This is a genomic window from Methylophaga sulfidovorans (genome assembly GCF_900114205.1).
Taxonomy (GTDB): domain Bacteria; phylum Pseudomonadota; class Gammaproteobacteria; order Nitrosococcales; family Methylophagaceae; genus Methylophaga; species Methylophaga sulfidovorans.
Genome location: NZ_FOSH01000004.1, coordinates 60,632 through 86,725, shown reverse-complemented (window position 1 = coordinate 86,725; position 26,094 = coordinate 60,632). Strand labels below are relative to the sequence as shown.

The 26,094-nt window shown below is 43.8% G+C and carries 22 protein-coding genes; 8 read left to right on the top strand and 14 right to left on the bottom strand.

Features of this window, described 5'->3' with window-relative positions; translation table 11 throughout:
- Positions 1 to 8: 8 nt before the first annotated feature.
- The 6 genes from BM232_RS04195 to def are packed head-to-tail and all read right to left on the bottom strand — an operon-like array spanning position 9 to position 6,737.
- Positions 9 to 1,283, bottom strand: coding sequence for a sigma-54-dependent transcriptional regulator (locus BM232_RS04195; RefSeq protein WP_091711929.1), 1,275 nt, complete (start codon positions 1,281 to 1,283; stop codon positions 9 to 11).
- Positions 1,280 to 3,445 carry a sensor histidine kinase gene (locus BM232_RS04190; protein WP_091712075.1) on the bottom strand — a complete coding sequence of 722 codons (2,166 nt, stop codon included), beginning with the start codon at positions 3,443 to 3,445 and terminating at the stop codon, positions 1,280 to 1,282. The genes BM232_RS04195 and BM232_RS04190 overlap by 4 nt, the downstream gene beginning before the upstream one ends.
- Positions 3,436 to 4,011, bottom strand: coding sequence for a DUF4390 domain-containing protein (locus BM232_RS04185; RefSeq protein ID WP_245752810.1), 576 nt, complete (start codon positions 4,009 to 4,011; stop codon positions 3,436 to 3,438). The genes BM232_RS04190 and BM232_RS04185 overlap by 10 nt, the downstream gene beginning before the upstream one ends.
- Positions 3,989 to 5,302, bottom strand: coding sequence for a 16S rRNA (cytosine(967)-C(5))-methyltransferase RsmB (gene rsmB / locus BM232_RS04180; RefSeq protein WP_091712074.1), 1,314 nt, complete (start codon positions 5,300 to 5,302; stop codon positions 3,989 to 3,991). The genes BM232_RS04185 and rsmB overlap by 23 nt, the downstream gene beginning before the upstream one ends.
- A complete protein-coding gene (gene fmt / locus BM232_RS04175) occupies positions 5,295 to 6,224 on the bottom strand; it encodes a methionyl-tRNA formyltransferase (RefSeq protein WP_091711928.1) in 930 nt (309 codons plus the stop codon). The genes rsmB and fmt overlap by 8 nt, the downstream gene beginning before the upstream one ends.
- Positions 6,225 to 6,233: 9 nt before the next feature.
- Positions 6,234 to 6,737 carry a peptide deformylase gene (gene def, locus BM232_RS04170; RefSeq protein WP_091711927.1) on the bottom strand — a complete coding sequence of 168 codons (504 nt, stop codon included), beginning with the start codon at positions 6,735 to 6,737 and terminating at the stop codon, positions 6,234 to 6,236.
- Between the two features lie 399 nt (positions 6,738 to 7,136).
- Here def and BM232_RS04165 point away from each other — a divergent pair, with 399 nt between their 5' ends.
- From BM232_RS04165 to topA, 4 genes are all read left to right on the top strand, one after another.
- Positions 7,137 to 8,168, top strand: coding sequence for a LysM peptidoglycan-binding domain-containing protein (locus tag BM232_RS04165; RefSeq protein ID WP_091711926.1), 1,032 nt, complete (start codon positions 7,137 to 7,139; stop codon positions 8,166 to 8,168).
- 18 nt (positions 8,169 to 8,186) lie between these two features.
- A complete protein-coding gene (dprA, locus tag BM232_RS04160) occupies positions 8,187 to 9,290 on the top strand; it encodes a DNA-processing protein DprA (protein WP_091711925.1) in 1,104 nt (367 codons plus the stop codon).
- A 24-nt stretch (positions 9,291 to 9,314) separates the two neighbouring features.
- Positions 9,315 to 9,782, top strand: a complete 468-nt coding sequence (locus BM232_RS04155; protein ID WP_091711924.1) for a Smg family protein — start codon at positions 9,315 to 9,317, stop codon at positions 9,780 to 9,782.
- An 84-nt stretch (positions 9,783 to 9,866) separates the two neighbouring features.
- Positions 9,867 to 12,149: a type I DNA topoisomerase gene (topA, locus tag BM232_RS04150; RefSeq protein WP_091711923.1), complete on the top strand. Its 2,283-nt coding sequence runs from the start codon at positions 9,867 to 9,869 to the stop codon at positions 12,147 to 12,149.
- A gap of 20 nt (positions 12,150 to 12,169) precedes the next feature.
- Here the strand turns inward: topA and BM232_RS04145 are convergent, their stop codons facing one another.
- The 4 genes from BM232_RS04145 to purE all read right to left on the bottom strand — a co-directional run bounded on the left by BM232_RS04145 (position 12,170) and on the right by purE (position 14,752).
- Positions 12,170 to 12,685: a hypothetical protein gene (locus BM232_RS04145; RefSeq protein ID WP_091711922.1), complete on the bottom strand. Its 516-nt coding sequence runs from the start codon at positions 12,683 to 12,685 to the stop codon at positions 12,170 to 12,172.
- Between the two features lie 15 nt (positions 12,686 to 12,700).
- Positions 12,701 to 13,006: an Rdx family protein gene (locus BM232_RS04140; RefSeq protein ID WP_218153294.1), complete on the bottom strand. Its 306-nt coding sequence runs from the start codon at positions 13,004 to 13,006 to the stop codon at positions 12,701 to 12,703.
- A 1-nt stretch (position 13,007) separates the two neighbouring features.
- Positions 13,008 to 14,147, bottom strand: coding sequence for a 5-(carboxyamino)imidazole ribonucleotide synthase (locus BM232_RS04135; protein ID WP_091711920.1), 1,140 nt, complete (start codon positions 14,145 to 14,147; stop codon positions 13,008 to 13,010).
- A gap of 113 nt (positions 14,148 to 14,260) precedes the next feature.
- Positions 14,261 to 14,752, bottom strand: coding sequence for a 5-(carboxyamino)imidazole ribonucleotide mutase (gene purE, locus BM232_RS04130; protein ID WP_091711919.1), 492 nt, complete (start codon positions 14,750 to 14,752; stop codon positions 14,261 to 14,263).
- A gap of 228 nt (positions 14,753 to 14,980) precedes the next feature.
- Here purE and gltB point away from each other — a divergent pair, with 228 nt between their 5' ends.
- The 3 genes from gltB to hemE all read left to right on the top strand — a co-directional run bounded on the left by gltB (position 14,981) and on the right by hemE (position 22,079).
- Entirely contained in the window at positions 14,981 to 19,465 is a 4,485-nt protein-coding gene (gene gltB, locus BM232_RS04125) for a glutamate synthase large subunit (RefSeq protein WP_091711918.1), read from the top strand.
- A gap of 23 nt (positions 19,466 to 19,488) precedes the next feature.
- Positions 19,489 to 20,892, top strand: a complete 1,404-nt coding sequence (locus BM232_RS04120) for an FAD-dependent oxidoreductase (protein ID WP_091711917.1) — start codon at positions 19,489 to 19,491, stop codon at positions 20,890 to 20,892.
- A gap of 122 nt (positions 20,893 to 21,014) precedes the next feature.
- Positions 21,015 to 22,079 (top strand): uroporphyrinogen decarboxylase, encoded by a 1,065-nt coding sequence (gene hemE, locus BM232_RS04115; protein ID WP_091711916.1) that lies wholly within the window; start codon positions 21,015 to 21,017, stop codon positions 22,077 to 22,079.
- Positions 22,080 to 22,161: 82 nt separating this feature from the next.
- Here the strand turns inward: hemE and BM232_RS04110 are convergent, their stop codons facing one another.
- The 3 genes from BM232_RS04110 to BM232_RS04100 form a co-directional block, all read right to left on the bottom strand.
- Entirely contained in the window at positions 22,162 to 23,433 is a 1,272-nt protein-coding gene (locus tag BM232_RS04110; protein ID WP_091711915.1) for an ammonium transporter, read from the bottom strand.
- 18 nt (positions 23,434 to 23,451) lie between these two features.
- Complete coding sequence (locus tag BM232_RS04105) at positions 23,452 to 23,790, bottom strand: P-II family nitrogen regulator (RefSeq protein WP_007144177.1); 339 nt, start codon at positions 23,788 to 23,790, stop codon at positions 23,452 to 23,454.
- A gap of 62 nt (positions 23,791 to 23,852) precedes the next feature.
- Complete coding sequence (locus BM232_RS04100; protein ID WP_091711914.1) at positions 23,853 to 24,605, bottom strand: TorF family putative porin; 753 nt, start codon at positions 24,603 to 24,605, stop codon at positions 23,853 to 23,855.
- A gap of 297 nt (positions 24,606 to 24,902) precedes the next feature.
- On the opposite strand from BM232_RS04100, the gene lgt reads away from it, so the two are divergent.
- Positions 24,903 to 25,685, top strand: a complete 783-nt coding sequence (gene lgt / locus BM232_RS04095; protein WP_091712073.1) for a prolipoprotein diacylglyceryl transferase — start codon at positions 24,903 to 24,905, stop codon at positions 25,683 to 25,685.
- Here the strand turns inward: lgt and BM232_RS04090 are convergent.
- Positions 25,672 to 26,025, bottom strand: a complete 354-nt coding sequence (locus BM232_RS04090) for a diacylglycerol kinase (RefSeq protein ID WP_091711913.1) — start codon at positions 26,023 to 26,025, stop codon at positions 25,672 to 25,674. The two genes, lgt and BM232_RS04090, sit on opposite strands and share 14 nt — an antisense overlap.
- Between the last annotated feature and the right edge of the window lie 69 nt (positions 26,026 to 26,094).

Below are 26,094 nucleotides of genomic sequence, written 5' to 3'. Positions count from 1 at the left end.
GTCGCTTCCTAAATTTGTTTGGTATCAATACCGAGAGAACGAAGTTTTCGATAAAGATGTGTTCGTTCCATGCCTGCTAGCTTAGCCGCTTTACCGACATTGCCGTCTGTTTCCTGTAATTTACGTAATAGGTAAATACGTTCGAATTGTTCTCTGGCTTCACGCAGGGGTAGCTCAAAGTTAATGGTTTCATCGCCGTTTTCGATAGCTTCGGCTTCTGAAGCGAGCGCAAGATCAACATTCGTGACATCAATATCTTCACCATTACCCAGCACTAATAAGCGTTGAATAACATTTTTCAATTCAAGAATATTGCCAGACCAGTCATGATTTCTAAGGCGGTTTTGTGCGGCAACGGTGAAGCGACGATATGGCAGGCCAGAGCGGGTGGTTTGTACATCAACAAAGTGATGAACAAGTTCTGGAATATCTTCAATATGATCACGCAATGGCGGTACTACCAGAGTGATGCTATTGAGTTGATATAAAAGGCTTTCCAGAAAGTCACCGTTATCAACGGCTTTTTGCAAAGAGTACTGTGTGGCGCAGATTAGCTGACACTGCTGTAATTTATGAGTCTCTAAGAGGTGTAATAACAGTGCCTGAGCTTCATCGCTCAACAGGGCTAAATCATGGATGTATAAACAGTTATTTTTAGCTAAGGAGGTGATTTTCAGGCTATCTAATGGAAAGCTTTCCGGACTTAACTCAATAAACTTACCGCCTGAGAACTGACCGAGGCTGTGCAAATAATGCGAAAAACAATGTTTACCGACACCAGGCTCACCCACCAGCAGAATAGGCATTTCGTGTTTAGCAACGCGTTCAACTTGTTCACGTAATAATTTTATCTGATGGCTTTTGCCAACCGGGACCTGGGCTAGTTCGCGTTGGATGTTCGCTTGTTTTGCTTTATTTTCGAGGGCTTGCTCAACACCACGCAGAAGTTTGGCAGTAGAGAGTGGTTTTTCAATGAAATCACTGGCACCCAGACGCGTCGCTTCTACGGCGGTTTCGATAGTGCCATGTCCCGACATCATCACGATAGTGACATTTCTATTTTGTTGTTTGAATTCTTTTAACAGGCTGATGCCATCAATATCTGGCATCCAGATATCGAGCAGAATAAGATCAGGTTGCTGTTCGTTGAAAATCTGTTGTGCTTCCTGCCCATCAGCTGCAATTCTGACTTCATAGTTTTCATCTTCCAAAATGTCTTTGATCAGCTCACGAATATCGGGCTCATCATCAACAACAAGAATCAGTGGTTTGTCATTACTCACGACGGAGACTCCTCCAATGGTAATCTTATAATTATACTCGTTCCCTCTGGATCCAGATTTTCAGCCCAGACATCACCACCATGTTCTTCGATCATTTTTTTAACGATGGCTAATCCCAGCCCCGTGCCTTTATGTTTAGTCGTGGCATAGGGTTCGAATAATTTATCAATGATAGAAAAGGGGATGCCAGGACCATAATCCCGAACAGAAATTTCAAGCCAACGACGTTGTTGGTGAGTAAGTGGATGGTAACTGATAACGATATCGACGGGAAGCTGAGCGTCTTCACAGGCTTCGATGGCGTTTTTCAGTAAATTATGCATAACTTGGCGGAAACGATTGACATCAATTTTGACCGCCACACTTTCCGGACTGTTTAACAGCGTGAACTGATGGTTCGGATTACTTTGATACATGGTCAGTACTTCACGAATCAGCTGACCAATATCATAAGACTGTAATTGTAATGCCGGCGTGCGCGCATACTCGGAGAATTCATTCACCATTTCTTTCATCGCTTCAACTTGCTGAATGATGGTGTTGGTGAGTTTATCCACCACTTCGACCTGCTCATCAGGCACAATTGCTGCGTATTTCCGTTGCAGTCGTTCCGCTGAGAGCTGAATCGGTGTCAGAGGATTTTTTATTTCATGCGCCAGACGACGAGCTACTTCCCCCCAGGCAGCGTTTCGCTGGGCTTGTAACAGTGTTGTTATGTCTTCAAAGACGATAACCCAGCCACTGTTATTAGGTAATTCCGTACCATGGCAAATTAAGGTCTGGTTGCCGTTTTGTTTTTGAAGTTCTACCTGCTGTTCCCAAGCAATACCTTTGACGGCACAACGTTCAATCATTTCACAGAACGTTTTCATATTTTTGTTAATTTCAGCCAGCTTGGATAAAGGGCTTTCCAGACGTTGCTGTAGTTTTACACCAAGAATTTTGCTGCTGGCATTATTCGCTGTGTGCAGATAAAGGCGCTTATCCACGGTAACCACACCACTGGATAAACTGCCCAGTACAGTGGTGAGATAACTGGTTTGTTGTTCTAATAGTCGATGGCTTCGCTGTGAGGCATTACGCGCATGCGTCAACCTTTGTGTCATCTGATTAAATGAACGTACCAGAAAACCAATTTCATCATGACCTGAAGCTGTCAGCTGCATATTATAGTTACCAGAAGCCACTGCTTGCGTGCCTTGAGCCAGTTCTTGCAGTGGTTCGACAATACGTCGCGATATCCAGATAGCAAACCAGATGGAAACCAGAATCGTTAAAAATACAATCAGGCTTAAGGTCAGTGTAAACACTGTAATTAAGGGCTTTCTAAGATAACTTAATTCTTTGTAATCTGTGTAAGCATCCTGCACAGTTTTACCCAGCTCACTTAAATGATCATTGACTGGAAACAGGACATTGAGGATGCGTTCTTCCGCTAATACCGACTTTTGCGGAATTCTGACTGCCGCTCGCAGTTGGAGTTTGTCATCTTCCGAGGGATCCATGCCGATATAATCTTCACCCTGAAGCAGTTGATGCATGATGGTGTCGTTAGGCCTGTTAGGCACCATAATTGTCGGGCTTTCAATACTCGATGCAATGGGCTGTCCATCTCTTGCCCAGATACTGAGTTCCAGTGCGCCACTCAATTGCGTGAGATCCCGCAGACTATGTGATAGCTCGCTATCGGGTAATTCACTTAAAACACCTGCCATCATTCTGGTCTGACGCAGTAGGGTACGCATTCTAATGCCAAAGGCGGTGCGGCTTAACTCAAGTGAATCATTCAGCGCTTGCTCTACTTTCACGTCAAACCAGCTATTAATACCGCGATGCAGGAAGTGAATCGAGAAACCGTAAACGATGGATGTGGCAACTAAAATTAATAAAACAAACAGACTGACAAGTCTGACGGTGAGCCGTGACCCCGCTTCATGTTTTTTAAAGTCGCGATACAAACGATAGATACTACGGGCCAGTATTCCCACTAGTAATAATAAACAGGCAACACCAATACCAAAGATAACGATAAAGAGATCATTCAGTCGCGAACTGTCCTGGGTAGCGGCACTCAGTAAGTAAGCGAGAACAAGCAATAAAAATGCGAGTGAGAAGTAAGGAGCCGTTCCTGTGCTTAGTCGCTTGATAAGGCTTATAGCCATACTGCTTGAACCCATGGGCTGGTGAGTTGCCATTTGTCAGAGATTAATGCCCCTGGACGCATCGGGGTTGGCAAGGCATTGAGATCCAAGCCACTGCGAATTTCCAGAATGAGATTTTTCATATCCTGGGTATATTCTGGTGGCAGAGAGAGTGCATCAATATCGCCCAGGGCTTTTAGAGCGCCACTCAAACTGGGAAAGTTTTGTTGTTCATGAGTATCGAGCGACTCCACAATATATTGTTCTGATAAAGCGTGGTAGCGCAGCTCATAGGTCAGGGTACTTTCCCATAACGTTGTTTCCCACTGCCAGAAACTTCCCAATATTGGCAGAGCATCAATCAGCCGAAACTCTTGGAAAAAGGTAATGGGCACGCCATTTTGCAGGGCTTCAATGACTCTTGGTGTTAAAGGGTAGTTAATTTTAGCTGTCAGCACATAGGCATTACCAATGGGATGAACAACGGGATTATTAACACTAAAAACAGTGGCGGAGGCTGATGTTTGAATAAACAACCATAAGAAAAGAGACAGGAATAGACGCTTACTTACGGCGGAGGCAGGCATAATAAAAACCGTCCATAACATCATCACCAGGTAATCTCTGGTAGCCGAAAGGCCTTGGTGTTGCTGGTGCTGAGGAGAGTTTGACTTCTTCGGCATCCGGATGTCGTTGTAGAAACGCTTCAATTTGCTGCTCATTTTCTTTTTTAAAGGCAGAGCAGGTAGTGTAAACCATTAAGCCATCCGCTTTCAGTAGAGGCCACAAATTATCTAATAAAGCCTGTTGTTTACTGGCTAAGGTATCAATATCTTCTGGATGGCGTAGCAGTTTTATGTCCGGATGGCGGCGAATGACACCACTACCCGTACATGGGGCATCGATGAGAATACGGTCAAATGTTTGCCCGTCCCACCAATTGTTGGTTTCTGCTGCATCGGCGGCAACTAATCTGGCATGTAAACCAAGCCGATCGGTATTTTGTTGAATCTGAAGTAAGCGATCAGCTGAGATATCAATGGCTGTAACATCATTGTCGGGTGAGGTTTCAAGAATGTGGCAGGTTTTACCGCCGGGCGCAGCACAGGCATCTAACACGCGCTGTCCTAGTTTTATATTCAAAATAGATGTGGCTAGCTGGGCAGAACCATCTTGTACAGAGACTAATCCCTGCTCAAATCCCGGTAGTTTGAATACATCACAAGGTTGATCCAGCAAGATGCCATATTCAGTGGCTTCGATGATTGAGGCAGCAATTTGCTGCGACTCCAGCTGCTGTAAATATGCTTCACGTGAAACTTTTTGCTGATTAACGCGAAGCATCATCGGGGGCTGTTTATTGTTAGCTTCGGTAATGCGTTGCCAGTTTTCTGGCCAGTCATGCTGGTATAAATTGAGTAGCCAGCTTGGATGAGCGTAATTAGCGGGTTCATTTGCTAACAGCTTCTGATTGATTTGTTCTTGTTGTCTTAAGTAGTTTCTCAGGCAGGCATTTAATAAACCACCAGCCCAGACTTTTTTAAGTTTTTTACTGGCATCCACGGTTTCAGAAATAGCTGCATGATCCGGTGTATTTAAAAAACGTAATTGTAAAATGCCGAGAATTAAGAGTTGCTCAATATCTTTGTCTTTAGCTTTAAAAGGTTTTTTTATTAGCTGGTGGACGATAAATTGCAGAGTGGGGTAATAACGCAAACTGCTGTAGCAGAGCTGTTGGCAGAAGCCACGATCTTTTTCATCGACCTGAGGCAGATAGTGAGCTAAAGCGGTATTGAGGGAGCGTTGCTGTACAACCACTTCATTTAAAATGAGTGCAGCATTAGTTCGAGCACCTTTTATAAGGTTAGGTTTAGCCAAAATGATCGCCAACTGTCATGGTGTTTGCATTCAGGAAATCCTGCACAGACATAGCCCGTTTACCTGGCAGTTGTAGCTCAGTAATGCGTAACACGCCGTTGCTGGTAGCAACATCAATCCCGGCTTTGCTGACGTTAATAATTTCCCCCGCTGCTTTTTGTGTCTCTTCTTCCACTAGCTGTGCTTGCCATATGCGAAAAATGGCGTCGTGCCAGATTGTTTGCGCTACAGGCCACGGGTTAAAGGCATTAATCTTACGAAGAATATCCTGAGCGGAATTTTGCCAGTTAATATCAGCTTCTTTTTTCTCTAATTTGCTGGCATAAGTGCTCAACGCATCATTTTGTGGTTTGGCATTGTGTTGTCGCTGCTCAATATCCTTTAGTGTTTCAACTAAGGTTGTGGCGCCTAATATCGCGAGGCGATCATGGAGTACCTGAGCAGTATCTTCTTCAGTGATTGGGCAACGTGCCTCAGTCAGAACCGGGCCGGTATCAAGACCTGCTTCCATTTGCATGATACAGACACCCGATTCTTTGTCACCTGCCAAGATAGCTCGCTGAATAGGCGCTGCTCCACGCCATCTGGGCAGTAAAGATGCATGCACATTGATGCAGCCAAGCTTGGGTGTGTCTAAAACGACTTGAGGTAACAATAAGCCATAAGCAACAACAATCATCAGGTCAGCTTGGTAGGCGGCTAAGGTTTGTATTGCATCATCAGATTTAAAGTTAATGGGCTGCTCTACGGGAATATTATGATCCTGCGCGAGCTGTTTTACAGGACTGGCTGTTAATTTACGGCCACGACCTGCGGGGCGATCAGGCTGAGTATAAACAGCGCAAATTTCATGCTCGGTATTGATTAAAGCTTTCAATGTTTCTGCGGCGAAAGCCGGGGTACCGGCGAAAATAATGCGCATCCAAGATCCTTATAGTTTTTGTTTTTGGTGTTTTTCTAAGCGTTTTTTTATGCGTTCGCGTTTTAGGTTACTCAGATAATCAACAAATAATTTACCATCGAGGTGATCGATTTCGTGTTGAACACAGGTCGCCAGAAGACCTTCGGCAGCAAACTCAAACGGTTCGCCATCACGATTGACGGCTTTTATTTTTACCGTGTCAGCACGCACAACGGTTTCATAAGCCTCTGGCACCGATAAACAACCTTCTTCATATTCACGCTCACCTTGTTTATCCAGTATTTCCGGATTTATAAGGATGAGAGGATCTGATTTGTCTTCAGAAATATCAATAACGATCAGGCGTTTTTGTACATTCACTTGATTGGCGGCAAGGCCTATTCCTGGCGCATCATACATCGTTTCGAGCATGTCGTCGGCAAGTTGACGGATGTCATCAGTCACTTCCTTGATGGGCTCAGCTTTTTTACGCAGCCGGGGATCGGGGAAGTGGAGAATATTTAAAATGGCCATGAGTAATACCTGTTAGGATGATTTACTGCTTGTACAAACCTTATATTGTAGTCTGCCAGCGCCTTATTGAAAATATAATGGACATTGTGCGGTCCCAATTAAGTCCTTAGTTGATGTTGAAACATAACGTTACATGTACCGCTAATAGCGCTATAAACCGAGGCTGTTAACATTTTTTTGAGTTCTTTCCCGGTATTCTTATGCTGAATGCGACACTCAGAGTTAATAAGTAGTTCAGCGATGAATCTGAGAATTACTTGCCAGAGTTTACTTGTTGTCTAAAAATGATTAAGTTTGACGCTGGTAGCAATACTTGATTAGTCATACCGCATATAACACACTATTTAAAGTTGCCCGTTACAGGATTGGGGCGAGGTTAACGTCCATGAGGATGGTTCGATGATAAAGCGTATAGCGATTAGTTTGATTTTTGTTCTGCTGAGTACCCCTCTGCTGGCCAAGGAAGTGGAGCTTAATCCAGACCATCCACAGCGATATACGGTTAAAAAAGGCGATACGCTATGGGATATTTCGGGCATGTTCTTAAAATATCCGTGGCATTGGCCTGATATTTGGTATGTTAACCCGCAAATTGAAAACCCCCACCTGATCTATCCTGGTGATGAATTATCTCTTAGTTATCGTGATGGCAAACCGGTCATTGAGGTTAATCGTGGCAAACGTAGTGTGAAGCTATCGCCTGAAGTCCGGGAAACCATTTTAGATAAACCCATCCTAACGATTCCGTTATCGGCTATTGGCCCATTCTTATCCAAACCACGTGTGGTTGGTGATGAAGTACTCAATGATGCACCTTATGTTGTTGCCAGTGCCGATGAACGTCTTATTTCAGGAGCGGGTGATTATGTTTATGTTAGGGGCATCGCGGATTCGGATAGCGATACATATAGTATCTTCGAGGGTGGCAAAGCATATAAAGACCCTGACACTGGTGAAGTGTTAGGCTACGAAGCAATCTATTTAGGTGACGCTGAAAGAATGACTCGTGAGGATCCGGCCAAAGTCAGCTTGAGTTACACCAATAGAGAGATTCAAATCGGTGATCGCTTATTAGAAGTAGAAGATGAAGATTTTGATCTTAATTTTATTCCCCGCGCACCTGATAAACCTATAGCTGGACGTATCATTTCTGTTTTTGATGGTGTTTCTCAGATAGGGCAATATCAGATCATCGTTCTAAGTTTAGGCAAACGAGACGGCTTGGAAACAGGAAATGTTTTATCAGTCTATCAAGCCGGTGAAACGATAAAAGACTCTGTTTCGACTGATCGTAAGGATACAGTGACATTACCTGACGAACATGCTGGTGAAGCCATGGTGTTCAAATTATATGACAAAGTCAGTTATGCCATCGTCATGAAAGCCACTCGTGCTATCCATGTGTTTGATAAAGTGAAAAGTGCCCAATAAAAGGAATTATTTAGCGGAATGATAGCTAACAAGCATAGTGCATTAGCTTGTTGGATTGCTTTACAGCGAGTGCCAGGGATTGGCCCGATAACATATCAAAAGCTGTTGCAACAGTATGGCAATCCGCAATACATCTTAAATAACCCCGGCCAAATAACTGGCTTGAATGATGAACTGGTAGAGAAATTACGCCATCCCGATTGGCAACAAGTTGAACAAGATTTGCTCTGGTTGGAACAGGATAACCGTTACATCCTGACCATTGAAGATGAACGCTATCCGAGTTTACTCAAAGAAATTACCGATCCCCCTTGCTTATTGTATGTGCAAGGTGACGTTTCATTATTAAACGAATGGCAACTTGCGATTGTGGGTAGCCGAAATCCATCTCCATCAGGCAGGAACACGGCATATGATTTTGCTCATTATCTGGCTGATGGTGGTTTGGTAGTGACGAGTGGGCTTGCCATGGGTATCGACGCTGCAGCACATAAGGGAGCGTTGAGTAAGGGGAAAACGATAGCGGTTGTTGCTACTGGTCTAGATCGTGTTTATCCTGCCCAGCATCGTCAATTAGCCTACGATATCGTGGAAAACGGTGCGATGGTGTCAGAATTTCCGTTAGGTACTTCACCACGACCGGAGTTATTCCCGAGGCGCAACCGAATCATCAGTGGATTATCGCTAGGAACTCTGGTTGTTGAGGCCGCATTAAAAAGTGGTTCTTTGATCACTGCCAGAATGGCAATGGAACAATCACGAGAGGTCTTTGCTATTCCAGGATCGATTCATAATCCTTTATCGAGAGGCTGCCATCAGTTAATCCGGGATGGGGCAAAACTGGTAGAGACGGCACAGGATATTATTGAAGAGTTGGGTGCGCTGGCGGGGATCAAGACTCAATATGAAGACACTAAAGACAAAACAGAATCCACACATGAAAAAGACGGTGACTACCAAGTGTTGCTTAACCATCTTGGATTTGACCCGGTTGCTATAGATAGCCTGATAGAAAATACTGGATTGACGGCTGATGCTGTTTCATCCATGCTGTTATTACTTGAGCTAGAGGGCGAGGTTGAGTCATTGCCCGGCAGCCGTTATGTTCGGACGGGTTCCTGAACCAGGCTTATTAAAGAGAGTCAGATGAAAGAAAATGTCATTGATGTGTTGTTATATCTATTTGAAACCTACATCGATACGGAAGAACGAAATAAACCTGATAATGAAGTCTTAGAGCTTGAATTAGAGCAGGTTGGTTTTCAGGAATTAGAAATTCATAAAGCGCTGGAATGGTTAGATAATATGACCGTAGCCGCTGATCAACCTCTCAAACGACACGCCACAATGCGCGTTTTTAGTGACATTGAGCTGGAGCGGTTGGATGTGGAGTGCCGTGGTTATTTATTGTTTCTGGAACAAGTGGGTGTTTTAGACGTCGAAACCCGGGAGATCGTACTCGAACGAGTCATGGCGTTGGATACAGAAGAGATTGACCTTGAGCAACTTAAGTGGGTTGTGCTGATGGTGTTGTTTTATCAGCCAGGAAGAGAGGTCGCTTTCGCCTGGATGGAAGACTTGGTCTTTGAAGACATGGAAGCCGTCGTCCACTAGACTAAAAATAAAATAATAAACTTCAACATTGCCCGTCTTAACGGGCTTTGTTTATATGTGCGTAGGTTTTTGGTATCGGGGAAAATGGGAAAAAAACTAGTCATCGTTGAGTCGCCAGCTAAGGCGAAAACAATCAAAAAATATCTCGGTAAAGATGTCGAAGTCTTAGCCTCTTATGGTCATGTGCGTGATTTATTGCCAAAAGAAGGTGCGGTCGATACCGCTAAAGATTTTGAGATGAAGTACCAGGTTATCGACCGTAACAGTAAGCATGTCGATGCGATTGTAAAAGCGATGAAAAAAGCGGACTCCCTCTATCTCGCGACTGACCCTGATAGAGAAGGGGAAGCTATTTCATGGCATTTGTATGAGCTATTGAAAAAGCGTGGCGCGCTTAAAGACAAAGAGACACATCGCGTTGTTTTCCACGAAATTACCAAACAAGCTGTTAATGATGCGGTAGCACATCCTCGTGAATTATCCATGTCGCTGGTCAATGCGCAGCAGGCAAGACGCGCTTTGGATTATCTGGTGGGCTTCACCCTATCGCCACTGCTTTGGAAAAAAGTACGACGCGGGCTTTCTGCAGGAAGAGTACAAAGTCCAGCACTAAGAATGATCGTCGAGCGTGAGCTGGAGATTGAAGCCTTTGTTGCTAAGGAATACTGGAGCATTGAAGCAGACGCGATTGCTGATAAAAAAGACTTCCAGGCCAAACTAACTTATTTTGAAGATGAGAAACTAAGTCAGTTCAGCGTGACGGATGAAAAGCAGTCAGCTAAGGTCGTAAAAACATTGGAGAAAGCTGCACAAGGTAAGTTGCTGGTTTCGAATGTTGAGAAAAAACAACGTAAACGTAATCCTGCGGCACCCTTTACGACATCCACATTACAGCAAGAAGCTTCACGCAAACTTGGCTTTGGTGCACAACGTACCATGAGCATTGCCCAACAGTTATACGAGGGTGTCGATACCGGAGAGGGTGCGGTTGGTTTAATTACCTATATGCGTACTGACTCCGTGACCTTGGCTCAAGAAGCCTTAGATGAAATTCGTGGATTCATTGCAGAGAAATACGGCCAGAAAATGGTTCCTGCAAAACCGCAGGAATACAAAACGAAATCAAAAAATGCGCAAGAGGCGCATGAGGCGATAAGACCGACGTCTGTGTTGAGAACGCCAGAAAATATGAAAGCTTATCTTTCAGCCGATCAGCTGAAGCTTTATACACTGGTTTGGCAGCGCACAATGGCGAGCCAAATGGTACATGCTACCTTGAATACTGTAGCGGTGGATTTGGCTTGTGGTAAAGGTAACACTTTCCGCGCGAATGGCTCGACCGTAGTGAATCCGGGCTTTATGAGCGTTTATCTGGAAGATAAGGATGACTCTGCCTCCAGTGATAAAGATGAAAAGTTACTACCGCCAATGGAAGTCGGGCAGGTGGTTGACTTAAAAGCGATCAGACCTGAGCAGCATTTTACTGAGCCGCCACCAAGGTACAGTGAAGCCAGTCTGGTTAGAAGCTTAGAAGAACATGACATTGGGCGTCCTTCGACCTATGCCAGCATCATTTCTACACTGGTACAGCGTGAATATGTAGAAATTATTAATAAACGGTTTCACCCAACAGATGTAGGCCGTGTGGTGGGTAAATTCCTTGTTAATCACTTTACTAAGTATGTTGATTACAACTTTACCGCTGAGTTAGAGGATGAACTTGATGCGGTAGCCAGGGGCGAGGAAGAATGGGTACCGTTACTGAGAAAATTTTGGGGCCCCTTCAAGGAACAAGTCGAAACCAAAGACAAAGAAGTCCAACGCAGTGATGTAACACAAGAACTGCTGGATGAAGACTGTCCTAAATGTGGCAAAAAATTATCCAGCCGTCTTGGCCGCAGTGGTCGTTTTATTGGTTGTACTGGTTACCCTGAGTGTGATTACACACGAAATATTGATGGTGAAGAAACCACCAATAATGAACCCGAGGTAGTTGAGGGCAGAAAATGTCCAAAATGTGGCTCTGATTTATGGATACGAACGGGGCGGTATGGAAAATTCATTGGTTGCTCCAGCTATCCTAAGTGTAAACATATTGAATCACTGGAACAGCCTGCCAATACTGGTGTTGAATGTCCACAATGCCATAAAGGTGAGATTCTGACGCGCAAATCACGTCGAGGAAAAGTCTTTTATTCCTGTTCGGAATATCCTGATTGCGATTACGCTTTATGGAACGAGCCACTGAAAGAGCCCTGCCCGAAATGTAACTGGCCGATTCTTACATTAAAAACGACAAAGAGTCGTGGCACAGAAAAAGTCTGCCCACAGAAAGATTGTGATTATTCAGAGAAAGTAGAAAGCTAAATACCTTATCCAGCAATAACTTATTTAAGTTGTTGCTGGATGTTAACCACTTGTTGTTTATCTTTTTCAGCTTCTTCTAAGGCAGTTTTTTGACGAGCCTCATCATCTTCCAGCAAGCCATTTTTCAGATCCAGGCCGATGTAAATCAGGTTTTCATAGATGGCAAACAAAGGGGCACTAGGCTGTTTTTCTAAAAACGCTTTATTGTGCTCAAAATCCCGGCTGTACCTTGTCTTCATAGACATATATTCAGGTGTCCATTTATGGTTACGATACTGAATAAAATCATAAGTATTGTTGGACTGTTTGGCTTGCTGATAATGCTTAAGTAGTTGTTCTTGAATGCTTATATAGCTATTCGCCATTTCATTCGCATATTCATTAATATTTTTACTACTTAATTCTGTCGCTTTATGTTGTTTGGGTGAGTTGGGCGCTGGCGAATTTGCGTTATCACATCCCATTAAAAGCAGCATAAACAGCATGGAAATGCTGATCTTTAAAAGCGGATGCATCAATTTGATGTCTGCACGCATAGTCTTCACCTCGACTTATGATTGATTGTCAGAGCTTGGTTTCTTATCACTATGACCGAGAGACCTGTCAGGGGCGATGATATCACGCACCAGCTGCTTTAACTCAGTAATCTCAGGAAAGCGGCCTTGCTCTTTTCGGGACCATATTAGTTCATCATTCGCTCGCACCTCAAACAGCCCTCCGGTTGCCGGGATTAAAGTCAGCAAAGTGATTTCACCATCAAATGTAGTCAATAGTTCTTGCGCCATCCAAGTGGCTCTCAGTAACCAGCGACACTGTGTACAGTAACTAATGGAAATATGATTATTTTTAGTCGTCAAATCAATCTGCTTTTAAATTCTCAAAACAGGTTTCGGCTTGTTGCATTGCTTGATCAACCGTTCCAGCCAGGACATTGAAATGTCCCATTTTACGGCCTGGGCGTGCTTCTTGTTTACCGTATAAATGCAGTTTGATATTGGCTTCTGATAGTAGCGTTTCCCAGTGAGGCTGGCTGTTACCCCAGACGTCACCTAATAAGTTCACCATGACAACGGGGGTGGTTAGGTCACAATCTCCGGCAGGTAAACCACATAACATACGAACTTGTTGTTCGAATTGTGATGTGTGGCAAGCGTCAAGCGTGTAATGGCCAGAATTATGAGGGCGGGGTGCTATCTCATTAGCAATGATTTCACCTGTTTGACTGACAAAAAACTCCACGGCCATAGTACCTACATAGCCCAAACCTTTGGCAATATCATTAGCCATTTGAATGGCCTTTTGTGCTTGTTCCGCATGGACGGAGGTTGGGACTGTTGTTGTATGTAAAATACCATTCACATGCACATTTTCTGCAACAGGGAAGTTAATAATGGTGCCGGTTTGACTTCTGGCCAGAACAACCGAGATTTCTTTGTCTAAATCAATTCGTTGTTCTAGAACACATTCTTTTTCACCTAATGTTTCAAATCCGGCGTAAACATCTTCAATGGTCTTGCAGGGGATTTGGCCTTTGCCGTCATAACCAAAGGTTGCTACTTTGAGGATAGCTGGAAAAGCAATGACTTTTTCTGCTTCCGCGATATCTTGTTTACGACGGATGCAGAAGAAAGGCGCTGTTTGAATACCGAGTGAAGCAATAAAATTCTTTTCGACATTTCGGTTCTGTGTTGATGCCAAAGCTTTTGATGATGGGTGTACGATGGTTTTTTGCTCAAGAAAAGCTAATGTTTGTGCAGGAATGTTTTCAAACTCAGTAGTAATGGCTGCGCATAGCTGTGCCATGTCATCTAATGCTTTTTCATCATCGTAAGCAGCACAGATATGCTGATCCGCAATAACACCTGCCGGACTTTGTGGATCGGGATCGAGAACCACAACCTTATAGCCCATGATTTGAGCAGCAGAGGTAAACATGCGGCCAAGTTGACCTCCACCCAGCATACCTAATGTTGAACCGGGTAAAATCTGTGTATTCATCATTGACCTCATTTAATATTAGCGAGTCGAAATAAGAGTTGTGTGGGCGTAATTACTTTATTATGGTGTGGAATTGATTAAAAATTAATCAATACACTTTAATAATTTGTGTACTATTGAGGTGGCAGCGTCATCTCGACAACGGTTTGATGTTGTTTTTTGCGGAAAGCATCCAGTTTGTCTGCCAGGCTTTTGTCATTAACTGCTAACTGCGCGATTGCAAATAATGCCGCATTAGCTGCGCCGGCTTCACCGATCGCAAATGTAGCGACGGGAACACCTTTAGGCATTTGTACAATCGACAATAGTGAGTCTTGGCCTTTAAGATACTTAGATGGCACCGGCACACCTAAAACTGGAACGATAGTACTGGCTGCAAGCATACCGGGTAAGTGCGCGGCACCACCGGCACCTGCTATAATACAAGCGAGTCCTCGTTGTTGGGCCGTTTCTGCGTATTCCGTCAATAAGTCTGGCGTACGATGAGCCGAAACAACTTTGGCTTCATAGCTGATGCCAAACGCTTCTAGTTGCTCAACTGCTTTTTGCATAACGGGCCAGTCACTGTTGCTGCCCATGACGACACCGATTAAGGGTTTGTCCATGATCGTTCCGTTGTTCTCGTCGAAAACAGTGCATTTTAGCTATTTTATTGAAAATAGGAAAATTTAACGCTCATATTTTGCCAAGGAAGGTATCGTAATAATTGAATGGCAAGGTATCCATCGTTATAATAGATGATCCTTTCTGCCGTATTTGGTCAACGCTCCTCGAAGATGATTCCGAATACCGCCGGGCTATCCGACGGGTGAGCAGTGACGGCGCTAACTAATATGAAGGTACGTGACGTGAGTCAGCCAACAGAAATGAATCAAGGTCTCTATAGACCGCAATTTGAACGTGATAACTGTGGTTTCGGCCTAATCGCCCAAATGGACGATAAAGCTAGCCATTGGTTAATCGAAACAGCAATTGAAGCCTTGGGTAATCTTACCCATCGTGGCGCTATTGGCGCTGACGGAAAAACAGGCGACGGTTGTGGTTTACTACTGAAAAAGCCAGATAGCTTTTTCAAGGCCATCGCCGAAGAACATGGTTACAGCTTATCTCCGTTATATGCAGTAGGCATGGTTTTCTTATCTCAGGATGATGCTAAGGCTGAATTTGCGCAAAATGCTGTCGCTCAGAGTTTAATTAAGCAGGGATTAGATGTTTTAGGTTGGCGTGAAGTCCCCGTCGATCCAGCATCTGCTTGTGGTCAGCAAGCGTTAACTTCACTGCCAGTGATGCGTCAGGTCTTTGTGAATGCTGGCGAAGGCATGTCTGAAGCTGATTTCGAACGTCAACTTTATATTGCTCGTCGTCTTGCAGAAAAAGCGGTGACAGATGACAGTGATTTTTATATCCCAAGTTTGTCTTCGCATGTTGTCTCGTACAAAGGTCTAGTGATGCCGTCGTATCTGCCGGTATTTTATAAAGACCTGAACGATAAACGTATGGAGACATCAATTGCTGTTTTCCATCAACGTTTTTCAACAAACACTTGGCCACAATGGCGTTTGGCTCAACCATTCCGCTATTTGGCACACAACGGTGAAATTAACACTGTCCAGGGCAACCGCAATTGGGCATTAGCACGTGGTGCCAAGTTTGCAACTTCTCTAATTGAGAACATGGATGACATTCGTCCATTAGTCGGCACTTCAGGTTCAGACTCATCCAGCATGGATAATATGCTGGAAGCTTTATTAGCGGGCGGTGTAAGTTTATTCCGTGCGATGCGTCTGATCATTCCACCTGCATGGCAAAATGATCCCACCATGGATGCTGACTTAAAAGCATTCTACGACTACAACTCTATGCATATGGAGCCATGGGATGGTCCTGCTGGCGTGGTAACAACCGATGGTCGTTATGCAGCATGTACCTTAGACAGAAATGGTTTGCGTCCAGCGCGTTACATCATTACTAAAGATCGTCATATCACATTGGCTTCTGAAGTCGGTGTTTACAAATATGAACCAGAAGATGTTATCGCCAAAGGCCGTTTGAAACCGGGACAGATGCTGGCTATTGATACACAAACAGGTGAGTTATTGATGCCGGAAGACATCGATAATATGCTGAAAACAGCTCAGCCTTATCGTCAATGGTTAGAAAATAATCTGCAAAGATTGTCTGATGCAGCTGATGATGAAACTGGTCCAACACTTGAAGGTGATGAATATCAGGTTTATGAAAAGTTATTCAACATCACTTTTGAAGAGCGTGATCAGGTCATCCGAGTTTTAGGTGAAGCAGGTCAGGAAGCGATTGGCTCAATGGGTGACGATACCCCATTCCCAGTTCTATCCAAACAAGTTCGTTCGGTTTATGACTATTTCCGCCAACAGTTTGCACAGGTAACTAATCCACCGATTGATCCGCTTCGCGAAAATATTGTGATGTCACTGGAAACTTGTTTCGGTGAAGAACGCAATATGTTCGAAGAAGGTGAAGACCATGCTCAACGTGTTGTGGTTGATTCGCCTGTATTGTCTGAAAGCCAGTTCCGCCAGTTATTGGCAATGGGTAAAGACAATGCTGAATACGAGTCAATCACTTTATCTTTGAATTACGAGCCTGCTGTCGGCCTTGAGGCCGCTATCGATGCGCTTTGTGATAAAGCAATTAAAGCCGTTGCTGACGGTACGGTAGTGGTTGTACTGAGTGATCGTGACATTACCAAAGATAAACTGCCAATTCATGCCTTATTAGCAACGGGTGCGGTGCATCAACGACTGATTCAAGCTGGCTTGCGTTGTGATGCTAACGTTATTGTGGAAACTGCAACAGCACGTGATCCACATCATTTCGGTACTTTATTAGGTTACGGTGCAACTGCGGTTTATCCATACCTTGCCTACGCTTGTCTGAACGATATGATTCATACTAATGAAATTAAAGACTTGGATCGTGCAGAATTATGTCGCCGTTACCGTAAAGGTATTAATAAAGGCTTGTTTAAAATTACTTCAAAAATGGGTATTTCCACTATTGCGAGTTATCGTGGTGCCCAGTTGTTCGAAGTGGTTGGTTTAAACGACACTATTGTTGATAAATGCTTTACAGCTACAACCAGCCGTGTGAGTGGTTCAACTTTTGCTGATCTTCAATCAGATGATGAAACTCTGTCAAAACTGGCCTGGAATCAACGTAAAAAACGTGGTCAGGGAGGATTGCTCAAGTTTATTCATGGCGGAGAGTATCACGCCTATAATCCAGACGTTATTGCTACCTTACAGAAAGCAGTTCAAGGTGGTAACTACGATGATTATAAAGCGTATGCTGAACTGGTTAATGATCGTTCACCAATGGTGTTACGTGACTTAATGAAGGTCAAACTGGCTGACAAACCACTTGAGTTGAATCAGGTTGAAGATATCAGCAATATCCTCAAACGCTTTGATAGTGCTGGTATGTCATTAGGTGCATTATCACCAGAAGCGCATGAAGCGCTTGCTGTAGCAATGAACAGATTAGGTGGTCGCTCAAACTCTGGTGAAGGTGGTGAAGACCCTGATCGTTTTGGTAATGAACGTGTTTCAAAAATCAAACAAATTGCCTCAGGTCGTTTTGGTGTAACACCACACTATCTGGTGAATGCAGAAGTCTTGCAGATCAAAGTAGCCCAAGGTGCTAAACCGGGTGAAGGTGGTCAGTTACCGGGTGGTAAAGTTAATCAAATGATTGCGACTTTACGCCACTCAGTGCCAGGCGTGACATTGATTTCGCCGCCACCGCATCATGATATTTATTCAATTGAAGATCTTGCACAGCTGATTTTTGATTTAAAACAAGTTAACCCTGATGCGTTGGTATCTGTAAAACTGGTATCGCAGGCTGGTGTAGGTACAGTCGCTGCTGGTGTTGCTAAGGCTTATGCTGACCTGATTACCATTTCTGGTTATGACGGTGGTACCGGTGCAAGCCCACTTACCTCGGTCAAATATGCTGGTGGTCCATGGGAATTAGGTCTGAGTGAAGCTCATCAGACATTACGGGCTAATGACTTACGCGATAAAGTGCGCCTGCAAACCGACGGTGGTTTGAAAACCGGTCTGGATGTTATCAAGGCGGCTATTTTAGGTGCGGAAAGCTTTGGCTTTGGTACAGGCCCAATGGTAGCGCTAGGTTGTAAATACTTACGTATTTGTCATCTGAATAACTGTGCAACCGGTGTCGCAACTCAGAATGAAAAGCTGCGTACGCAGCACTTTATTGGCTTACCACAGATGGTGATGAACTACTTCCAGTTCGTCGCTCGTGAAACGCAAGAGTGGTTAGCTAAATTGGGTGTGGTCAGTTTGCAGGACTTAATTGGTCGTACTGACTTGCTGGAGTTATTACCAGGTGAGACAGCAAAACAACATAGCCTGAATCTGGCGCCGTTGGTGTCCTCTGCGGGCGTATCCGCTGATAAGCCGCAGTTCTGTTTAGAGCCTAAAAATGAACCTTATGATAAAGGTGAATTGGCTGAACAAATGGTGGCTGATATTAAAGAAACCATTGTTAATAAAACAGGCGGTGAATTTAGCTATCAGGTGCGTAATATTAATCGCTCCATCGGTGCGAGATTATCGGGTGAAATTGCCAAGCTTTATGGCAATTACGGCATGGCCGATAAACCTGTTCGTCTGAAACTAACGGGGTCTGCAGGTCAAAGTTTCGGTGTATTTAACGCGGGTGGCCTCGAAATGTACCTGGAAGGTGACGCCAATGACTATGTTGGTAAAGGTATGGCTGACGGTAAGATCGTCATCTATCCATCACCTGAAAGTGAGTTTGCAACCCAGGAAGCAAGCATCATTGGTAATACCTGTCTCTATGGCGCAACAGGTGGTGCGCTGTATGCTGCAGGTTGTGCTGGCGAACGCTTTGCTGTTCGTAATTCTGGTGCTACTGCAATAGTTGAAGGTGTCGGTGACCACGGTTGTGAGTATATGACAGGTGGTGTTGTTGCTGTTCTTGGTCAAACAGGACTGAACTTTGGTGCTGGTATGACGGGTGGACTTGCGTTTGTATTAGATAGTGACAATACGTTCGCTGAGCGTTACAACAAAGAACTGGTTGAGCTAGTCAAAATCGACAGCCCTGAAATGTCTGAATTATCACTCTATCTCAAAGGTATGATTGAAGATCATGTTCGCGAAACAGGTAGTGTGTGGGGACATCAATTGTTGGATGCGTTTGAACAACGTATTAGAGAATTTTGGTTAGTGAAACCAAAAGCAGCAGCAATCGATGGCTTGTTAAAACTTGCTACTAAAGCGGCATAAGTCCAGAGACTAAGATAATAATTATGGCAAAAAATACATTTCAGTTTTTAGATGTGGGGCGTTTTGACCCAAAGAAGCTTGATGCTGACGTTCGGATCAAACAATTTGGTGAAATTTATGGCGGTTTTGACTCCGATTCTTCAGCAGAACAAGCAGACCGCTGTTTAGAGTGTGGTAATCCTTACTGTGAATGGAAATGTCCTGTTCACAACTATATTCCTAACTGGTTGAAACTGGTTAGTGAAGGCAATTTAGAAGAAGCAGCTGAGCTATCTCATGCAACTAATACCCTGCCAGAAATTTGCGGCAGGGTGTGTCCTCAGGATCGTCTGTGCGAAGGTGCATGTACATTAAATGACGGCTTTGGTGCAGTCACTATCGGTTCTGTTGAAAAATACATCACCGATACAGCCCTGGAACAAGGCTGGCGTCCAGATATGTCTAATGTCACTGATACCGGTAAACGTGTTGCCGTTATCGGGGCTGGTCCCGCAGGTTTAGGCGCAGCTGACGTACTCGTACGTAATGGTGTTAAACCGGTTGTATTTGACCGTTACCCAGAAATCGGTGGTTTGCTCACCTTTGGTATTCCTGAGTTTAAGTTAGAAAAGCAAGTTGTGAAACGTCGTCGTGAAGTACTGGAAGGTATGGGCGTCGAATTCCGCTTAAACACAGAAGTGGGTAAAGATGTCGATTTTCAATCCTTAATTGATGAATACGATGCAGTATTCCTAGGAATGGGAACATACACCTATATGAAAGGTGGCTTCCCTGGTGAAGACTTGCCAGGTGTTTATGAAGCTTTACCTTTCTTAGTGGCGAACAATAAGCACTTATTAGATATCCCGACAGACGACTATGTTTCTATGGAAGGAAAGCGTGTTGTTGTCTTGGGTGGTGGTGATACCGCGATGGACTGTAACCGTACCTCTATCCGTCAAAATGCGGAAAGTGTGACATGTGCTTATCGTCGTGACGAAGAAAATATGCCAGGTTCACGCCGTGAAGTGAACAATGCGCGTGAAGAAGGCGTTCAGTTTTTATGGAACCGTCAACCGGTAGAAATCGTCGGTAATGGTAAAGTGGAAGGCGTTAAAGTTGTAACTACAGCTCTAGGCGAGGCCGATGAGCGTGGTCGCCGCCGTCCAGAGCCTGTGCCTGGAAGTGAAGAAATTATTCCGGCTGATGCTGTGGTTATTGCGTTTGGCTTCCGTCCAAGTCCAGCGCCTTGGTTTGAGAAATTTAATATCTCGATTGATGATGGTGGCCGCGTCGTAGCCCCTTCAGAAGCAGCGATTAAGTATCAAACAACCAACCCTAAGATCTTTGCAGGTGGTGATATGGTTCGTGGTTCGGATCTGGTTGTGACTGCAGTGTGGGAAGGTCGTCAGGCAGCAGAAGGTATTCTGGATTTCTTAGACGTTTAATCACTGATCTAGACCGTTAAATGAGAAGGCTTTTTCATACAGGGATATTGCTTCCTGTATGATGAAGCCTTTTTTATATCTATCATTCTTAAAAAATAGGTTCAGCTATTCAGGAGTTAAAAGTGAGCAGTCTAAAAAACGATCGTTATCTCAGAGCATTGCTAAAACAACCGGTAGATAAAACACCGGTATGGGTTATGCGTCAGGCGGGCCGTTATTTGCCTGAATATCGTGAAGTTAGGCAAAAAGCAGGTAACTTTATGACACTGTGCTCAACACCTGAATTAGCTTGTGAAGTAACCCTGCAACCGCTCAGACGCTATGATCTTGATGCTGCTATCATCTTTTCAGACATATTGACCGTTCCTGATGCAATGGGACTCGGACTGCACTTTGTGGCAGGTGAAGGGCCTAAGTTTTCAAAAACAATTCAGAATGCTCAGGACATAGCCAATCTTTCCGTTCCAGATATGGAAGATTCTCTTGGTTATGTCATGGATGCGATTCGTCTAACCAGAAAAGAAATTGATGGCAAAGTACCGCTCATCGGCTTTAGTGGCAGCCCATGGACATTGGCGTGTTATATGGTAGAAGGTGGTAGTAGCAAAGATTTTGCAAAAGTGAAGGGCATGATGTTTGATGCGCCGGAACAAATGCACGCTTTATTAAATGTCTTAGCTGATTCGGTTATTGCTTATTTAAATGCCCAGATCAAAGCCGGGGCACAGGCGATTATGTTGTTTGATACCTGGGGCGGCGCATTAAGCCCGGAAAATTACAAAACGTTTTCTCTGGCTTATATGGAAAAAATCGTCAATGGCCTGATTAAAGAGTCTGAAGGACGAGAAGTACCAGTAACAATGTTTACGAAAGGCGGTGGACAGTGGCTGGAGTGGATGGCTGAGACGGGTGTGAATGGATTGGGATTGGATTGGACAACTGATATTCATTCAGCAAGACAGCGAGTCGGTGATAGAGTGACGCTGCAAGGTAATATGGACCCTTGTGTTTTATATGCATCACCAGATCGGGTTGAACAAGAAGTGAGCACGATTCTTGAAGCTTATGGAAATGGAACCGGCCATGTATTTAACCTGGGCCATGGCATCCATCCATCAGTCAATCCTGAGAACATGGCAAGACTGGTAGATTCAGTTCATCGCTTAAGCGAAAAGTATCATCGGTAACTATATTTCTGATGTCGTAAAATAAAAAAAGGGCAAGTAATTAATACTTGCCCTTTTTCTTATTGAGTGTGACTAACTTGGTTTATTTACCAGTGTTAGTGAACTCTGGATAAGCTTCCATACCACATTCTACATAGTCAACGCCTTCGTACTCTTCTTCTTCAGAGACACGCAGACCCATGACTGCTTTCAGAATTGCCCAGACAATTAAGCTTGCAACAAATACCCATACAAAGATGGTTGCTGCACCAATCAACTGGCCAGAGAATGAAGCATCACTGTTTGTTAAAGGTACTGCTAACAGACCCCACAGACCAACGGTACCGTGAACAGAGATAGCACCAACAGGATCATCAATTTTCAATTTGTCTAAGAAGACGATTGAGAATACAACAATAATACCGCCGATAGCACCGATAATGGTTGCCATTAATGGTGATGGTGTATCAGGACCAGCAGTGATAGCTACAAGACCTGCTAATGCACCATTAAGAATCATTGTTAAGTCAGCTTTACCGAACATGATTTTTGCAACGATTAAGGCAGCAATAACACCACCAGCCGCTGCAGCATTTGTGTTCAGGAATACCATGGCAACTGAGTTTGCACTGGCAATATCACCCAGTTTTAATACTGAACCACCGTTGAAACCGAACCAACCCATCCATAGAATGAATGTACCTAATGTTGCCATTGGCAGGTTAGCACCTGGGATTGGGTTAATTTCACCGTTAGGACCGTATTTACCTTTACGTGCACCAAGTAATAATACGCCTGCAAGTGCTGCAGCAGCACCAGCCATATGCACGATACCTGAACCAGCAAAGTCTAAGAAACCAAGGTCACCAAGGTTGTACATACCGAAGACATCGTTACCACCCCAAGTCCATGAACCTTCCATTGGGTAAATAAATGCAGTCATTACGATAGCAAAACCAGCGAATGCCCATAATTTCATACGTTCAGCAACTGCACCAGAGACGATAGACATGGCTGTTGCAACGAAAACTACTTGGAAGAAAAAGTCTGAAGCAGCTGAGTAAACAGAGCCGCCATCAAAACCATTTTCAGCAGAAGAAGCTAAAGCGTCTGCAACTAATGTTTCACCGCCATCGATTCCAGCAAGGAAGATGCCGCCACCATACATGATGTCATAACCAACAACCAGATAAGCTGTACATGCAATGGCAAACAACATCACGTTTTTGGTTAAGATTTCAGTCGTATTTTTTGCACGAACCAGACCTGCCTCTAACATTGAGAAACCGGCGGCCATCCACATGACAAGAGCACCCATTACTAAGAAGTAAAAGGTATCCATGGCATATTGGAGTTCGAAAATTTGATTTTCCATATTATCTACTCCCCAAGCTTACAGTGCATCAGGACCGGTTTCGCCTGTGCGAATACGGACCACTTGCTCTAATGGATAAACAAAGATTTTACCGTCACCAATTTTGCCAGTGTTAGCACCTTTGATAATGGCTTCAATCACTTGTTCGACGATATCGTCATCAACGGCGATCTCCAGTTTCAACTTAGGTAAAAAATCAACGACATACTCAGCACCACGATATAACTCTGTGTGGCCTTTTTGACGTCCAAAACCTTTTACTTCAGAAACGGTCAATCCTTGTACACCGATTTCGGAGAGAGACTCTCTGACATCATCAAGCTTGAAGGGCTTAATAATTGCTACAACTTGTTTCATAAGCGTATTTCCTTCTGTAGAAAACCTACCCCCTCAACATCGAGGGGGTAGTTGTGAGAAGTTTAGAATGATGTACTAACGCTAGCTACGAAGCGATCGTCAGATGTTCCTTCACCAGCTTCAAAATCTTTACCGTCACTGTTGGTTCCAACATAAGCTATTGACCAATCTAAGCCTACAAATGGTTTACTCAGACCGATTGTGTAGTCAACATAGCTATCGGCTAAGTTTGTGCCTGGGGTTTTGTTTGAGAAATCATTACGTTCAGAATCAGTATAACCAACAGCAGCATTAAAGCCGATACCGTATGGTAGTTCATAGTCAAATGCTAAGTTGTAATAAACTTCATCAACATCATGACCACTTCCATCAGGAATATCACTTGTATATCCGATCATTGCTGTGAAGTAGCTATATGACAAAGAACCAAGAAATTCAGTGTAGTCACCATCAGAACCGCTTGTGCCAGGGTATGTGTAACGTAAAACAGATACATCGTAGCCTACACCTGAGTCACCGAATTCGTTAGCAAAACCAGCATAAAGATCAATTTCAATACTGTTGTCTGCACCAGTTGAAATGTTTGATGCCCATGTACCTGCATATAAACCAGAAGAATGCGAGTAGTCAAAGCTACCTTGAATGGCTGGGTCTTCGTCTGTCAACGAAATACCACGGAAGATGTAATCGCTAAATAAGCCTACTGATGCACTAACTGAATGCTGACCGTCTTCACTTTCCCAAGCCATTGCTGATGATGCAGCAAACATTGATGATGCTGCTAGTGTAAGAGCCGAAATTGTACGTAATTTCATTATGGTGTTACTCCTCGGTTTTAAAATGTTTATTAGTCTTTTTTGAATCCATGCGTTGGTCTTTTGCAACACTTTGTATTCAGACTACAACAACAAGAGCAGAATATGTGCCAACTTTACAAATTTTATATAAAACAAATATATAGAAGGTATGCTGACAGTATGAATATGAGGATTGTGATCAAATTGGTGCGATAAATTTGACGCTGCGTCCAAAATGGTGCAGGAATGATTTTATCTTTCGCGTTATATGCACTGAATTGGTATGATTGCCATACTTTATATAGAGTGACACTGATGACGTATCCCCAAATTGATCCTATAGCCCTAAGTATTGGCCCTCTTCATATTCATTGGTATGGCTTGATGTATTTGTTTGGCTTTTTGTTTGTCTGGTTGCTCGGTCTTTACCGTGTTAACAGAACAGACTGGACCCGACAACAATTAGAAGACTTACTTTTTTATGGTGCGGTTGGTGTCATTATTGGCGGTCGTCTTGGTTACGCCATTTTTTATGATTTGCAGACCAATCTGGAAAACCCGCTGAATCTGTTCAAAATCTGGCAGGGTGGTATGTCTTTCCATGGCGGTTTACTGGGTGTGCTGACGGCCTTTTGGTGGTTTGGTAGAAAAACAGGCAAATCTTTTTTTGAAATCAGTGACTTTATTGCACCGATGGTACCTATCGGTTTGATGTTTGGCCGTATTGGTAACTTTATTAATGGTGAGTTATGGGGAAAAGTAAGTGATGTGCCATGGGCTATGGTCTTTCCCGGTGCCGGACCATTACCAAGACACCCTTCACAGCTTTATGAAGCAGCATTAGAGGGTGTCTTGTTATTTATCATCTTATGGTGGTTTTCCTCAAAACCAAGACCAAAAGCGGCTGTTTCTGGCTTATTCTTATTAGGTTATGGGGTTTTCCGCTTCATCATCGAGTTTGTTCGTATTCCTGATGCTCAGTATGGCTATTTAGCATTTGATTGGTTAACAATGGGCCAAATTCTTTGTTTACCGATGATTGTGTTTGGTGCCGTATTAATGGTCATATCTTATAAAGTAGATGCTAAAGCAAAATAGTCAGCCATGTGGCCGTAGCAATTAAAATGGTCATTAATACAGCAAAAGAACCATAGTCTTTAGCTCGGCCAGATAATTTGTGTTTGTCTGTGCTGACGCGATCAACAACGGTCTCAATGGCCGAGTTTAGTACTTCAACGATCATCACTAACACAATACTGGAAATCATTAGTAGCCGTTCGACCGCTGTGACGTCTAGATAAAAGCTGACAGCGGTTAATAAAACAAACGCAAAAAACTCCTGACGAAAGGCTTCTTCGTGTTTCAAGGCTGCGATCAGACCTTGCCATGAGTAGACCAGAGCGAAGAGTAAGCGCTTAATGCCACGGTTTTTTTCCATAATGTCCTCAGTGGTTTGTAAGATAAACGTTTGAATTATAGGCAAACATTATTAACAGCATGTTAAAAT